This window comes from Blautia sp. AM28-27 (genome assembly GCF_003480905.1).
In the GTDB taxonomy this organism is placed as follows: domain Bacteria; phylum Bacillota; class Clostridia; order Lachnospirales; family Lachnospiraceae; genus Fusicatenibacter; species Fusicatenibacter saccharivorans.
Window position 1 is genome coordinate 160,589 of sequence record NZ_QUJK01000003.1, and the last position, 14,370, is coordinate 174,958.

Sequence of the window (14,370 nt, forward strand, 5' to 3'; positions counted from 1 at the left end):
AGACCTCAGAAGAGGAGCGAAAGGATTCCGGGTTTTGCGTTGCCAGGCATATCAATATCCGGTGGACCAATTTTGATTACACTATTTTTACAGGCTTCATCATCATCCGATAGTAGACTGGAATCAGCAGTGCAACCGCACCGAACCAGGCAAACGGTGTGCGTCCGTTCTGCATACTCTGAATCGAGGTGCGGTAGACGGCGAGAAGGCCGAGCAGGAAGTAGAACGGCGCTTCGATCGTCAGGAATGCATCGGAGTAATGGTAAGAATCCGTGATTTCGCTCGAAAAGCTTGGTGAGCAGGTGCATCTGTCCCGCGAGGTCTGCTGCCGCCTCTTCCGGAAAATGACGGGAAAGACGGTGACGCAGTATCTCGAGGAATACCGTGCGTCCAAAAGCCTGCCGCTCGTCGAAAGCGGCTTTTTGCCACGAAAAATATGTTACATCTGTTTGATTGCCTGCAGCATTTCAAGATCCGAAGCAGTCACCTTGATATTGGAAACCATCGTTCGGCCGTCCGGTTTTTTCACCGTGACTTCGAGAATCGTTCCCTCCTCGATCTGCGAGGATGCGAGATCGCTCATGAATTTTACGAACTTCGGGTGGTTTTGGGCGAAACGGTTTCTCAGATTTTTTAATTCCATTAACTTCATTGGGTTAAATGCCATTCTTTTTTCTGTCCTTTCTATTCGAAACTTCTTTCGAAACATGAAAGTATTGTAACATGGAAAAGAAAAAATGCAAGCGGATAAAAAGAGAAAAGACAGAGATACTGGGAATAAGAGAAAAGATTCTCAATTAGAATGGGAGAAAAACGAATGAAAGCGAAGAAGTATCTGCTGTTTTTTCTTTTGGGCTACTGTATTTATATTGCCATCGAAGTCACCTACCGCGGTTACAGCTTCCGCCTGATGGGCATTGCCGGAGGACTGTCCCTTGCAGGAATCGGAATGCTGGAAGACGCCGGGCTGCGCCGCTTTCCGCTGGCGTTTCAGATGATGGTATCTGCGGTTCTGATCACGGCCATCGAACTGTATTCGGGAATGTTTTCCCTGCGGGTGCTGCATTACCGTATGTGGGACTACAGTGCGCTGCCGTTTTCCTTCTGCGATGGGATGATCTGCCCGTGGTTTTTCGGGATCTGGTATCTGCTCTCGGTGGTTGGGATTTTTCTTACGGACTATGTGAGCTATTATATCTTCCACGAGGGGACGCACCCGGTGTATCGAAAGAAGAAAAAGGGTTGTGCCGAAGGGGAGTTCGTTATAAAATAAGAAAAAACAACCCAGGCAGGAGGTCCTCATGGAAAACGAAAAAAATTATCTGGAATATCTCGCAGAATTGTACCCGACCATCGAAAAAGCAGCGACCGAAATCATCAATCTGCAGTCCGTTATCAACCTTCCCAAAGGCACGGAGCATTTCCTTTCGGATATTCATGGCGAATACGAAGCCTTTTCTCATGTACTCCGCAACGGTTCCGGTGCCGTGCGAAAGAAGATTGACGATGTCTTCGGCCACACGCTCGGCATTTCGGAAAAACGTGCGCTTGCAACCCTTATCTATTACCCGAGAGAGCGCCTGGAGATGGAGAAAAAGCAGCAGGAGGACATCGATGACTGGTACAAGGTCATGCTGTACCGCCTGATCGACGTCTGCAAAATCGTTTCTTCCAAATACACCCGTGCCAAAGTGCGGAAAGCCCTGCCGGCGGATTATGGCTATATCATCGAGGAGCTGATCACCGAAAAGCCGGAGGTGCTCGACAAAGAAGCATACTACGAGGCGATCATCCAGACTATCCTCGAAATCGGAAGCGCCGAGAACTTCATCATTGCCGTGGCAGAGCTGATTCAGCGGCTCGTTGTTGATCATCTCCACATCATCGGCGACATCTTTGACCGCGGTCCGGAGCCGTATAAAATCATGGACTGCCTGATGAATTACCATTCCCTCGATATCCAGTGGGGCAACCACGATGTGCTCTGGATGGGCGCTGCGACCGGCCAGCCGGCGTGCGTGGCCAGCACGATCCGTATCTGCCTCCACTACGGCAATCTCGATGTGCTGGAGGACGGCTACGGCATCAATATGCTTCCGCTTGCCACCTTTGCTCTCGAGACGTACGGCGATGATCCGTGCGAATGCTTTGCCGCAAAAGGCGGCGAGGACAGCGGAAATTCCCAGCAGATGCTGGAGCGCCGCATGCACAAGGCCATCACCGTAATGCAGTTAAAGCTCGAGAACCGTCTGATCCGTGAGAACCCGGAGTACGGCATGGAAAACCGCCGTCTGCTGGAAAAGATCGATTACCAGAACGGAACGGTGGCGATTGGGGAGAAAACGTATGCTCTGCGCGACAAGAGCTTTCCGACGATCGACCCGGCGCATCCGGACGAGCTGACAGAAAAAGAGGCAGAAGTGCTCGATAAGCTGATCTTCGCCTTCCGAAACAGCGAAAAACTGCAGGCGCACGTCGATTTCCTGCTCAAAAAAGGAAGCCTCTACCGCGTCTACAATGGAAATCTGCTGTACCACGGCTGCATGCCGATGAATGAGGACGGCACCTTAAAAGAGGTACAGGTCGACGGAAAGAAATACAAGGGAAAAGCACTGTACGATATCCTCGAGCACAACGTGCGCCGCGCATTTGTAAGCCGCGATCCGAAAAAACGGGAGCAGGGCCGCAATACGCTGTGGTATCTGTGGACCGCGCCGAATTCCCCGCTGTACGGCCGCGACAAGATGACAACATTTGAGCGGTATTTCCTCGTAGAAAAAGAGACCTGGACCGAGGTGAAAAACGCGTATTACCGCCTGATCGAGAAAGAGGAGACGGCGGACCGGATCTTACAGGAGTTCGGGCTTGCCGGTGAAAATGTACATATTATCAACGGCCACGTCCCGGTACACCAGAGTGCCGGTGAAAGCCCGGTCAAATGCGGCGGCAAGGTGCTGATCATCGACGGCGGCTTCTGCAGGGCGTACCACAAAGAAACCGGCATCGCGGGTTACACGCTGATTTACAACTCGTACGGCCTCAGCCTCACCGCGCACGAGCCGTTTGAATCGACAGAAAAAGCAATCCAGGAGGAGAAGGATATTGTCTCCCGCCAGGTGGCGGTGCGGTACAACATGAAGCGCCAGTTAGTCGGCGATACGGATCAGGGACGGCAGATCCGGCAGCGCATCCGTGAATTAAAGGAACTGATCGAGGCGTACCGCACGGCTCAGTTAAAAGAGCTTCTTTAAATCAAGGGTTTTCAACTGCGCCGGAAAATGGTATAATTAAAACAGTGTGCGCAGATGGAAACACTGTGCGCTGGAACAGATGGAAAGAAGGAAGAAACATATGAGGGCATGGATTGCCAGGATGACAGAAGATAACATAGATCAGAGCGCGATCGAAAAAGCAGGAGAGATTCTGAAAAACGGCGGTCTGGCGGCATTCCCGACCGAGACCGTATATGGTCTTGGCGGAAATGCGCTGGATGCCAAAGCTTCCGAGAAAATTTATGCGGCAAAGGGCCGTCCGTCGGACAACCCGCTGATCGTCCACATCGGAAGAATGGAGGACCTCGAAACCGTAGCGGCAAACGTGCCGGAGAGTGCACGCAAACTGGCAGCCGCATGCTGGCCGGGACCGCTGACGATGATTTTTGAGAAAACAAATGCCGTTCCGCTCGAGACGACGGGAGGCCTTACCTCCGTAGCCGTGCGCTACCCGAGCAACAAAGTGGCAAACGCACTGATCTTAGCCGGAGGCGGCTTCATCGCAGCGCCGAGCGCCAATACATCAGGCCGGCCGAGCCCGACGAAAGCCGAGCATGTGATCGAGGACCTTGGGGACAAAATTGACTGTATCATCGACGGAGGAGACGCCGAGATCGGCCTCGAATCCACCATCGTCGATTTTACAGAGGAGATTCCGACGATTCTCCGCCCGGGCTATTACAACAAAGAGATGCTGGAAAAAGTGCTTGGAACCGTGCGTGTCGATCCGGGAATCCTTGCGGAGGACAGCCATGTGCGTCCGAAGGCACCGGGCATGCGCTACAAACATTATGCGCCGAAGGCAGACCTTACGATTATCCAGGGCGAGATGGAACGGGTGATTCCGGAAATCAACCGCCTTGCCGCAGAACAGGAAAAGGCAGGAAAGAAAGTGGGCGTAATCTGCACCGATGAGACACGGGAGCAGTACACCACAGGAGATATCAAGAGCATCGGGCTGCGCGCCGAAGATGAGACGATCGCGCATCACCTGTTTGCGATTCTGCGCGACTTCGATGAGGACGGCGTGGAAGTGATTTATTCCGAGGCTTTCGACACCCCGCGTATGGGGCAGGCGATCATGAACCGCCTGTTAAAAGCCGCAGGCCACAAAGTAGCAGAGGTATAACAGTGAAACATTACAGCAGGATTTTATTTGTGGACGCGGACGATACCGCGCGCGCACCGATGGCGAAGGCGATTCTGCAGAGCAAAGAGCTTCCGTGGCCGATGGAAATTGGTTCCCGCGGGCTTGTCGTTCTGTTTCCGCAGCCGGTCAACCAGAAGGTAGAGGCAGTGCTTGCGCGCAACGGGCTTTCGGCCAAAGACCACACCACCACACCGCTTACCGCGGAGGACATCAACGACGACACGCTGCTTCTTGTGATGGAGGACAGTCAGAGGGAAAAGATCCGTGAGGACTTCCCGGATGCGCCCCATCTGCAGACGATCGCCGGATTTCTGCGGCTGGCAGGAGACATCCCCGCCCTTTACGGGGAACCGCTTACCGAATACGGAAAATGTTATGAAGCGCTGGAATTCCTGATTGAAGGTGTTCTTGCGCGGCTGAAAGAGGAGGAAGAACAATGATAGCTTTAGGATGCGACCACGGCGGATATGAGCTGATGCAGGAGGTAAAAGCATATCTGGACAAACAGGGACTGGAATATCAGGACTTCGGATGCTACAGCAACGAGGCAGTTGATTATCCGGTTTACGCCAGAAAAGTAGGCCATGCGATCCAGAACGGAACGTGTGATAAGGGAATCCTGATCTGCGGAACCGGAATCGGCATTTCTATCACGGCAAACAAAATGGAAGGAATCCGTGCAGCACTCTGCACCGACTGCTTCTGCGCAGAGGCAACCCGCCTGCACAACGATGCCAACGTACTGGCGATGGGAGGACGTGTTGTAGGCCCTGGCCTTGCAATCAAAATCGTAGAAACCTTCCTGAACACTCCATTTTCCGGAGAAGAGCGTCACGAACGCCGGATTCACTTGATTGAGCATGAAGGCGAAAATGAATAAATTTTGAACAAAACAAAGGAGAAGGGAAAATGGCAAGAACAGTCATCATGGATCACCCGCTGATCCAGCACAAAATCGGTATTATCAGAAAGAAAGACACAAGCTCCAAGGAGTTCCGCGAGATGATCAGCGAGATTGCAATGTTGATGTGCTACGAGGCAACCAGAGAGCTGCCGCTCACAGACGTTGAAATTGAAACCCCGATCTGCAAAACAACCGTAAAAGAGCTCGAAGGAAAGAAAATGGCAGTTGTGCCGATCCTCCGTGCCGGTCTTGGTATGGTAGAAGGTATGCTGGCTATGATTCCGGCAGCAAAAATCGGACACATCGGTCTGTACCGTGATCCGGAAACCCTGGCACCGGTTGAGTATTACTGCAAACTTCCGTCAGACATCGCAAGCCGTGAAGTATTTGTAACCGACCCGATGCTGGCAACCGGCGGTTCTGCAACGGCAGCCATCACCATGCTGAAAGAAAAAGGCGCAAAGAAGATCCACTTCATGTGCATCATCGCATCTCCGGAAGGAATCGAGAAAATGCATGAGGTTCACCCGGATGTCGATGTTTTCGTCGGAGCACTGGATGACCATCTGAACGAGCACGGCTACATTGTACCAGGCCTCGGCGATGCCGGAGACCGTATCTTCGGTACGAAATAAGAGCGGAAGCAAAGTACGTTAAGAAAACACAGGGGAAATGGGTATGAGCGATAAACGAGAGGATTATATTTCCTGGGATGAATATTTCATGGCAGTTGCCCAGCTTGCCGGTATGCGCTCGAAGGATCCGCACACACAGGTGGGAGCCTGCATTGTGAGCGAGGACAACAAGATTCTGTCCATGGGATACAACGGTTTCCCGAGAGGCTGCTCGGACGACGAGTTCCCGTGGGGAAAGACAAGTGAAAATCCGCTGGAAAACAAGTATCTTTACACAACGCACAGTGAACTGAACGCCATCCTGAATTACCGCGGCGGAAGCCTCGAGGGAGCCAAGCTGTATGTGACATTGTTCCCATGCAACGAGTGCTGCAAGGCGATTATCCAGGCGGGAATCAAAACGGTGATCTACGACTGCGACAAGTACGCGGACACCCCGTCCGTGATCGCATCGAAACGGATGATGAAGGCGTCCGGAGTCACTTTTCAGAAATACCACCGCACAGGGCGGGAAATTACCATGTCCCTGTAGCAGAAAAGATAATAGAAGGAGCGCGCCTGAACGAACAGAAAGTTCAGACGCGCTTCGTCTGTATACACGAAAAGACAAGAAACGGGAGGGCACCATGGAGAGCAATTTCGAATGGATTACGGCAAACGGGGATATCGGCATCCGCTTTTTCCACAGCATCGACGACGGCGGCTACGGACCGGTGAACTTCCAGACACCAGAGTACGTCGATTACCTTGACGCCGCAGATTATGCACACGATATGATCGGAAACCTGAACGTCGGCATGAACTGCTGGATCGACTGGAACTTCCTCGTAGACAAAGACGGCGGCCCGCGCCACGTACCGATGGGATTCACCTCAGGTCTGATTGTGGATGATGATTTCCATTACCGCAAACCGATCATGTACCACTACATCGGCCATATTTCCAAATATATTGCTCCGGGTGCAAAACGCATCGGCTGGAGCAAATACGGAGCAAACCTGGATGTAACGGCCGCAGTCAATCCGGACGGAAGCTACGTTGTGATCCTGCTGAACCGCACAAAAGAGGATTCCGGCTGCTTCCTGCGTGTCAACGGACATATCATGCGTGTCGATCTTCCGGCAGAGACACTCAGCACGGTTGTAATCGAGAAATAAAAAGCAAAAATAAAAAAATGCCTTCTGTGCAGAATGGAAACAGTCTGCGCAGAAGGCATTTTTGTAAGATACGATTTATTTTTGATCGGAATCGGAAGAATCTGAGTTTTTCTCTTCGGTTGAAGGCTTTGCCGGTGTATACGGCGCATCAACCGGAGACTCTTCCGGGGCCAGCTTTGTCAGCGCTTTGCGCAGCCGGTAGCCCGGGAAGTGGAAGACTTCGGCCTCGTCGATCTTCTTTTTCTGATATGGGATCGCCTGTCTCGTTTCCGGATCAATGTGGTCCATGTGGAAGTAAAACGCATCGTCATCCGGCAGGTGATGTTTTTCAAGACGACGGTTGGCGAAGTTGCGGCAGACCGTGCAGATAATGGCACAGACCGGAACGGCGATGATCATGCCAAAGACACCCCAGAAGCCGCCGCCGATCAGAATCGAGATGATGATAAGGAAGCTGGACACGCCGGTCGTCTCGCCGAGGATTTTCGGTCCTAAGAAGTTTCCGTCAAACTGCTGCAGGAGAACGACGAAAATCAGGAAATACAGTGCCTGCAGAGGGTCGATCAGAAGGATCAGCAGAAGACACGGAACGGCGCCGAGGAACGGGCCGAAAAACGGAATGATATTCGTCACACCGATGATTACGCTGACCAGCAGTGCGTACGGGGTGCCGATCAGGCTCGTCACAAGATAGCAGATGGCACCGATGATGATCGAATCGATGACTTTTCCAACAAGGAATCCGCTGAATTCCTGGTTCACATACTGGCAGTCGCGGATCACGGCATTTCCGTGATCCAGACCGAGCAGCGCGTAGACTGCTTTTTTCAGCTTGGCAATGTAGCTTTCCTTGTTGTACAGCATGTAGATCGCAACGATCGCGCCAAGCAGAATATTTTTGAAAAACGTAACCATGTTGACGAGCTGTCCGGAGAGGTTCAGAAGGAACGTACGGAGCATCGGCATCAGGTCATTGGTCAGCCAGTTGGAAAGCTTTGCGGAGAACATGGAGATGTACTGGTCTGCCGTCTGCTGCATCTCCGGGTAATTCGCCAGCACTTTTGTGGCAAAATCCTGAATGTTGTTTGCGTAGTTGGAGAAGTTGGAGACAATGTTTGTGATACTTGAGAACAGCTCCGGGATCAGGGTCGCAATGAGTCCGTACAGCGCGAAAAGCATGGCGACGTACGTCAGAAGAATCAAAAGCGCCCGTACAAGCTTTTTGCAGCGTACCGACTGTGTTTTTCCGTGGCGGGCGAAGAGTCTGACGATGATCCGCTGTTCTATGAAGTTAATGATCGGGCTGATCACATAGGCGAGAATCAGGGCTGCAATCAGGGGGGAGAGAATGTCGAGGACATTGTGAAAGGCGGTCCGCACAGAAGTCTGGTGGAAGAGCAGGTAGTAAAAAATCATGGACGCTGCAAGTACCAGAAAGGCAGTAACGCCGGCCCGGACATATTTTCGGTAACGATCCAGTTTCATAAAAATGTAAATCCCCTTTCGAATTTTATTAACCTCTATTATACACATGCAATCCCCAAAATACAACCGCAACCACACTTGCGGGAAAAAAAGGAAACTGCTATACTGGAAAAGCAGATTTAGAAAAAGGAGATAACAAATTTGAAGATAAAAATGCCGCCAAGCGTAAATATGGTAATCGATTCCCTGCATGCGAAAGGCTTCGAGGCGTACGCGGTCGGAGGCTGTGTGCGCGATACGATTCTTGCGCGGGAGCCGGACGACTGGGATATTACAACCTCTGCTTCCCCACAGCAGGTAAAAGAAATTTTTGACCGCACCGTGGATACGGGACTGGAGCACGGAACGGTAACAGTTCTGGCCGGAAGCGGCGCGCACGAGGTCACGACGTACCGCATCGACGGAGAGTATGAGGACGGCCGCCATCCGAAAGAAGTGGTCTTTACCTCCAGCCTCGCCGAGGATCTGCGCCGCCGTGATTTTACGATCAATGCGATGGCATACAACAACGAAGAGGGGCTTGTGGATCTGTTCGATGGAATCAGGGATTTACAGCGCAAAGTCATCCGCTGTGTCGGAAATCCGACCGAGCGGTTCAGTGAGGATGCACTGCGGATCCTGCGTGCCCTCCGCTTTTCCGCACAGCTCGGCTTCAAACTTGATCCGGCAACACTGGATGCCATCATAGCACTCGCGCCGACGCTTGAAAAAATCAGCGCCGAGCGGATCCGTGTGGAACTGAATAAACTGCTGATCTCGAAGCGGCCGGAGTACATGGAGGCCGTCTATGAGGCGGGTATTACAAAAATTGTGCTGCCGGAGTTTGATGAACTGATGAAAACGCCGCAGAACAATCCGCACCACTGCTATAATGTCGGTGAGCACACGATTGCCGCTCTGCAGCACGTTCCGGCAGATCCGATTCTGCGCTGGACGATGCTGCTCCACGACATTGCAAAACCGGCGTGCCGCACAACGGATGAGGCCGGCATCGATCATTTTAAAGGCCACGCACCGGCGGGGGAGAAAATGGCGAAAGCGATTCTGCGCCGTCTGAAATTCGACAACGAAACCATCCGCAAGGTCGCAGCATTGATCCGCTGGCATGACTGCCGCATGGCTCCGGAGAAACCGGTGATCCGCCGTATTCTGAACAAACTCGGCCCGGAGCTGTTCGAAAAACTGATGATCGTGCAGGAAGCCGATACGATGGCCAAAAGCCTGTACCAGCGGGAGAAAACCCTGGAACGGATCGGAAAGGTAAGGGAGTGCGTCAGAGAAATTCTCGATAACGGCGACTGCTTTACGTTGAAAATGCTGGCCGTTTCCGGCAAAGATCTGATGGAACTCGGTGTCCCAAAAGGCCCGAAAATCGGCGAATGCCTGAACGCGGCGCTGGAAGAAGTGATGAAAGATCCGGCGAAGAATACAAAAGAATACCTGACAGAGTACGTAAAAACACTGCTGTAAAGCCAAAACGGCAAACAAAAGAGAGCCGGGGACAGAACAATCCGTCCCCGGCTCTCTTTTGTTTTTTGCTGGTTTTATACGTTCAGATCACGCAGCAGATCCGCATACCAGCAGAACACATGGGCAATGCGGTACAGTTCGCTCTCCTTGGAGACGGTGCGCCACAGCTCTTTATAGCTGTGCAGCCACCGTTCGAGATCTCCGGCGAGTGCAAAACAGTCTTCTTTCTCCGGCAGAGTACCCTCGGAAAGAAGGGAAGCGCGCAGGAACGGCAGCAGGCGGTTCAGCACTTTCAGGCCGTCTGCGGCGAGCAGGTACGCATAGATCATCGGACGGTTCTCCGGGCGGACGGTGCCGGCTTTCTCGTACAGAACGGCGCAGAGCGCGTCGATTGAAGCATTTGCTGCATCCGCATCGCCTTCCGCGCAGGAGCGGAGCAGTTCGGCAGCCTCTTCTTTGTCCTGATGCAGTTCGAGTGCTTCCTGTACCATAACGGCAGTGCGCCACGGATACGCATCCTGATGGCAGAGAAGATCGAGCACGGAAACGAGTTTTCCAGAAGCATCACCAAATTCCAGCACGGAAATCTGGCGGTTGATTTCCTCCTCCGGCAGAATGCCTGCATTCCAGGAGAACGCCGCGCCGTAGATCATGCCGATGCGGGAGAAGTCCGGGTGATTGATGTGGCCGTAATCGCCCCAGTCAGTGTTCAGAAGTCCCATCGCATGGCATTCGTGGCCGTAGCGTGCCATTCTGGAAATGTTTTCATACGCCTCATGATACTTGTTGATGAGCTGGTTCCATCCCTGTACGCCCGGGCACACATACAGATGCTCGGCACCGGAATTGGCAAGGCGGGTCAGACGCTCCGATGAAACATTTGACGCATAATCCCAGTGGAGGCAGATCAGGTTCTTCGGCAGGAGATGATAAACTTCCGGCTCCTGGCTGATGACATCACTCCAGAACATCGGCGTGCGGCCGGATTCAGTGATATAGTTGGCAAGCTCTGTCACAAACTCGGTGTAGATGACGGTGGTTCCCTTTTCCTCGACGAGTGCGCGGGAAGCCCCTTTTCCAAGGTCAAACGTTTCATCCGCGCAGAGATTGAAATACTTCGAGGAGAAGAGCTGCATATATTCGGAAAGAATGTGTTTGGCAAGGGAGAGGCTCTCCGGGTTTGTGATATCGAGCGTATGGTGCGCCTGGCGGTCATAGAAGGAGAACGGAGCCGAAGCAGAGCCTTCCAGTTCGCACAGATGTGCATACGATTTCGTGCAGAGCAGCTTGTACAGATGGCCGAAGCTTGCAAGCGACGGAACGAGATCAATGCCAAGTCCCTTGCAGTAGCGGTCCAGCTCGAGGATGTCCTCTGCAGTGAGCGGCGTATCGTCGCGCCACATCTCGGTCAGATCATCGAAGAGATAGCTGTGCTCGATGTAGAGCTGAAGCTGATTGATTTTATAGAAGCTCAAGGTGTCGGCAAGCTGTTTCAGATAGGAAAGCGTCGGAACACGTCCGCGGGTCACATCGTGGTAGAAGCCGCGGTTTTCCATGGCCGGTTTGTCGGAGATCAGGACGGTTGGAAGAACAGCACCTGCCTGGCGGATCATCTGACGGAGTGTCTGCACGCCGTAGAGAACGCCGCTTTCCAGAGATCCGCAGATCGTGATGTTTTCTGGTGTGACAGCGAGGGTATAAGCCTCACGGGATAATTCCGGAGAGGCAGTCAGATAGATCAGGTGTGATCCCACCGGCTGATGACGGCGGCAGATGGCAGGACGGAATCCCGTCTGTGTCTCAATCTCCTGCTGCAGAAGCTGTGCTGCAGAAAAAAGCTCAGCCGGGCTCTCGGAATCGAGAAAAATGCGGCTGTCATAGTGAATTGTAAAGGTGCCCTCTCCGTAGGAAAGGGAAGATGGCTGTGGTAAGAAAATCATAAAAACCCTCCTTAAAATAAAATGATTTTAGAGAACCCCATAACAGGTGTTTTTCATCCTGTCAAGTTTGGAATATTTTACCATGCGGTGAAATTAAAAACAATAAAATAAGAGAAAAAGAAAACACTTTCAACATTGCTTTTGGGATGAAAGAAAAAACAGAAACCAGTATGCATGGCACAGGGCGGATACGCATACATTGAATCGTGACCCCAAAAACGATCACAACAGGGAAAGGAGTCAGGCTCTTGTATGATTATGGATTGAGTGTGCTGTCCCATTACGGTCTTACGGCTTCCGGCACAATGCGGGTGCGGGGCGCTTTATTGTGCCACACCGAACAGGGGGATAAGCTGATCAGCGAGTTCGGGACGGCGGCAGAAAAACTGGAGCAGCGGTATCTTCTACAGTGCCGCATCACGGAGTCGGGGCTCCTGCGGTGCGATCAGATTCTGCGGAACGAAGAGGGAGCGCTTGCAACGCGCGGGGACGACGGAGGAACGTACATTGTGCGGAACTGGTACCCGGGCCGGGAATGTGAGACGGGAAACAGTGAGGATCTTATCCGCGCCTCGGACGCGCTGGCGCGGCTACATACGGCAGCTCATCTGCCGGTGAAAATGGAATACCGGAGGAAATCCATCGTGGAGGAGTGCATCCGCCACAATGTGGAAATTCGAAAGATCCGAAAGTATTTGCAGACAAAAAAGAAGAAAAATGAGTTCGAAAAACTGCTGCTGGCAAGCGCCGGTCCGTATCTGGAACAGGGAGAGCGGGCGGCCGCGGAAATGAAAGCTTCTTCCTATGAAAAACTGCGGCAGCGGGCGGACGAAGAAGGCGCCGTCTGCCACGGGGAATTCAGCCAGCACAATATTCTGCTGGAAAACGGCAGAGGCGAAACGGCGGTCAATTTCGACAAGTGGAACTTCGATCTCCAGGTGGCAGATCTTGGCTATTTTATGCGGAAAATTCTGGAAAAACACGGCTGGAGCGAGCGCGCGGCAGAACGGATTTTAAACGCCTACAGCGCCAGACGGCCGCTCGATGAGGGGGAAATCGAGACACTCCGCCTCTATCTTTCCTATCCGTGGAAATACTGGAAACTGGCAAACCGCTACTACGGAAGCAGAAAATCGTGGATATCCGGGCGGAATACGGAGAAACTAAAAACACTCAATGCGCAGCAGGCAGACTGGCTGCGGTTTGTTAAGGGATCCTTCTTTTAACCGTGCGGTGGAAAAGAGTCTGTTTTGGGCAGAAATCGCCATAAAACCGCTGGTATGGGGGACTTTTTTCTTGACAAGAGAGACGCATTAGTATATAAATATATACAGCTACGCGAAAAAGCCGGTCAACGTAACAGACTGATCATCCGGAAGAAAAACAGCCGGCAGGGCAGGTCGTGTGTATCAGCGGGCCCGCGTACCATGTAAAAAACAAATGTAAGATACAGGAGGAGTAAAACTCATGAACAAAACAGAATTAGTTGCAGCTATGGCTGAGCAGACAAATTTATCCAAAAAAGATGCAGAGGCTGCTTTAAAAGCATTTATCGATGTAGTATCTGAAGAATTAAAGAAAGGTGAGAAAGTTCAGCTGGTAGGCTTTGGTACCTTCGAAGTATCCGAAAGAGCAGCAAGAGAAGGAAGAAATCCGCAGACTGGCGAGACCATGGAAATCAAAGCTTCCAAAACTCCGAAATTCAAAGCAGGAAAAGCTTTAAAGGACATGATGAACTAAGTAAAAATCTATGCGCTTAGATAAATTTTTAAAAGTATCAAGACTGATCAAGCGGCGTACCGTAGCCAATGAAGCCTGTGATGCAGGCCGTGTCCTCGTCAACGACAGACCGGCAAAAGCATCCGCACAGGTCAAGGCAGGAGATGTACTGGAAATTCAGTTCGGAAGTAAATCCGTCAGGGTAGAAGTGCTGAATGTGCAGGAAACCGTGAAAAAAGAAGAAGCACAGGAGCTTTACCGCTACTTATAAGAAGTGCGGCAGGATTCATGTGCAGCGAATAAAAAGAGAAAACCTTCATATAATGGGTGTATAGACCATTGTATGGAGGTTTTTTGTATGGGGGAGATGAACGAACAGGCGCACCGCCTTTTGCTGGAACAGCGGAAAACACTTTCTCTTGGCGGCGTGCAGGATGTGAAAAGCTTTGATGAGAACGAAGTTCTGCTCGTGACCGTCTGCGGTGTTCTTACCATCCGCGGAAAAGAGCTGCATGTGGGCCGTCTGGAGCTGGAAAAGGGAGAGGCGGATATCGAAGGCAGCATCGACAGCCTGGTCTATACGGAACATGGGCCGCTGCAGAAGAAGGGGTCTGCGCTTGCGCGGCTGTTCCGGTAAA

17 protein-coding genes are annotated in these 14,370 nt (G+C 52.0%); 13 read left to right on the forward strand and 4 right to left on the reverse strand.

Annotated elements, in window-relative coordinates; all coding sequences use genetic code 11:
* Window positions 1-76: 76 nt before the first annotated feature.
* Entirely contained in the window at window positions 77-394 is a 318-nt protein-coding gene (locus DW743_RS07050; RefSeq protein WP_243004556.1) for a hypothetical protein, read from the reverse strand.
* A 45-nt stretch (window positions 395-439) separates the two neighbouring features.
* Window positions 440-667, reverse strand: a complete 228-nt coding sequence (locus DW743_RS07055; RefSeq protein ID WP_117761092.1) for a hypothetical protein — start codon at window positions 665-667, stop codon at window positions 440-442.
* Between the two features lie 150 nt (window positions 668-817).
* On the opposite strand from DW743_RS07055, the gene DW743_RS07060 reads away from it, so the two are divergent.
* The 8 genes from DW743_RS07060 to DW743_RS07095 all read left to right on the forward strand — a co-directional run bounded on the left by DW743_RS07060 (window position 818) and on the right by DW743_RS07095 (window position 7,118).
* Window positions 818-1,273 carry a putative ABC transporter permease gene (locus DW743_RS07060; protein WP_158568547.1) on the forward strand — a complete coding sequence of 152 codons (456 nt, stop codon included), beginning with the start codon at window positions 818-820 and terminating at the stop codon, window positions 1,271-1,273.
* A gap of 28 nt (window positions 1,274-1,301) precedes the next feature.
* Window positions 1,302-3,251, forward strand: coding sequence for a fructose-1,6-bisphosphatase (locus tag DW743_RS07065; protein ID WP_117761096.1), 1,950 nt, complete (start codon window positions 1,302-1,304; stop codon window positions 3,249-3,251).
* Window positions 3,252-3,351: 100 nt separating this feature from the next.
* Window positions 3,352-4,401 (forward strand): L-threonylcarbamoyladenylate synthase, encoded by a 1,050-nt coding sequence (locus DW743_RS07070; RefSeq protein ID WP_022462093.1) that lies wholly within the window; start codon window positions 3,352-3,354, stop codon window positions 4,399-4,401.
* A gap of 2 nt (window positions 4,402-4,403) precedes the next feature.
* Window positions 4,404-4,862 (forward strand): arsenate reductase/protein-tyrosine-phosphatase family protein, encoded by a 459-nt coding sequence (locus tag DW743_RS07075; protein ID WP_055218690.1) that lies wholly within the window; start codon window positions 4,404-4,406, stop codon window positions 4,860-4,862.
* Window positions 4,859-5,302: a ribose 5-phosphate isomerase B gene (gene rpiB / locus DW743_RS07080; protein WP_055218692.1), complete on the forward strand. Its 444-nt coding sequence runs from the start codon at window positions 4,859-4,861 to the stop codon at window positions 5,300-5,302. Before DW743_RS07075 ends, rpiB begins: the two co-directional genes overlap by 4 nt.
* A 29-nt stretch (window positions 5,303-5,331) precedes the next feature.
* Window positions 5,332-5,961: a uracil phosphoribosyltransferase gene (gene upp, locus DW743_RS07085; protein ID WP_022462095.1), complete on the forward strand. Its 630-nt coding sequence runs from the start codon at window positions 5,332-5,334 to the stop codon at window positions 5,959-5,961.
* Between the two features lie 43 nt (window positions 5,962-6,004).
* Window positions 6,005-6,493 (forward strand): deoxycytidylate deaminase, encoded by a 489-nt coding sequence (locus DW743_RS07090; RefSeq protein WP_022462096.1) that lies wholly within the window; start codon window positions 6,005-6,007, stop codon window positions 6,491-6,493.
* A gap of 94 nt (window positions 6,494-6,587) precedes the next feature.
* Window positions 6,588-7,118, forward strand: a complete 531-nt coding sequence (locus DW743_RS07095; protein ID WP_117761098.1) for a glycoside hydrolase family 30 beta sandwich domain-containing protein — start codon at window positions 6,588-6,590, stop codon at window positions 7,116-7,118.
* Between the two features lie 75 nt (window positions 7,119-7,193).
* On the opposite strand, the gene DW743_RS07100 is transcribed toward DW743_RS07095, so the two are convergent.
* Complete coding sequence (locus DW743_RS07100; RefSeq protein ID WP_158568548.1) at window positions 7,194-8,603, reverse strand: AI-2E family transporter; 1,410 nt, start codon at window positions 8,601-8,603, stop codon at window positions 7,194-7,196.
* Between the two features lie 141 nt (window positions 8,604-8,744).
* Between DW743_RS07100 and DW743_RS07105 the strand changes: the two genes are divergently transcribed.
* Window positions 8,745-10,073: a CCA tRNA nucleotidyltransferase gene (locus tag DW743_RS07105; RefSeq protein WP_117761102.1), complete on the forward strand. Its 1,329-nt coding sequence runs from the start codon at window positions 8,745-8,747 to the stop codon at window positions 10,071-10,073.
* A 74-nt stretch (window positions 10,074-10,147) separates the two neighbouring features.
* Here DW743_RS07105 and DW743_RS07110 read toward each other — a convergent pair whose 3' ends face one another.
* Window positions 10,148-12,013 (reverse strand): beta-N-acetylhexosaminidase, encoded by a 1,866-nt coding sequence (locus DW743_RS07110; RefSeq protein WP_117761104.1) that lies wholly within the window; start codon window positions 12,011-12,013, stop codon window positions 10,148-10,150.
* A 248-nt stretch (window positions 12,014-12,261) separates the two neighbouring features.
* Here DW743_RS07110 and DW743_RS07115 point away from each other — a divergent pair, with 248 nt between their 5' ends.
* From DW743_RS07115 to yabP, 4 genes are all read left to right on the forward strand, one after another.
* The gene (locus DW743_RS07115; RefSeq protein WP_055227261.1) at window positions 12,262-13,239 is read left to right on the forward strand and encodes a CotS family spore coat protein; all 978 of its coding nucleotides are present in this window, start codon (window positions 12,262-12,264) and stop codon (window positions 13,237-13,239) included.
* Between the two features lie 241 nt (window positions 13,240-13,480).
* On the forward strand, window positions 13,481-13,753 hold the full coding sequence (locus DW743_RS07120; RefSeq protein WP_022462103.1) for an HU family DNA-binding protein: 273 nt from the start codon (window positions 13,481-13,483) through the stop codon (window positions 13,751-13,753).
* 10 nt (window positions 13,754-13,763) lie between these two features.
* Window positions 13,764-14,003 carry an RNA-binding S4 domain-containing protein gene (locus tag DW743_RS07125; RefSeq protein WP_022462104.1) on the forward strand — a complete coding sequence of 80 codons (240 nt, stop codon included), beginning with the start codon at window positions 13,764-13,766 and terminating at the stop codon, window positions 14,001-14,003.
* An 87-nt stretch (window positions 14,004-14,090) separates the two neighbouring features.
* Window positions 14,091-14,369 carry a sporulation protein YabP gene (yabP, locus tag DW743_RS07130; protein WP_330410109.1) on the forward strand — a complete coding sequence of 93 codons (279 nt, stop codon included), beginning with the start codon at window positions 14,091-14,093 and terminating at the stop codon, window positions 14,367-14,369.
* Window position 14,370 lies beyond the last annotated feature (1 nt).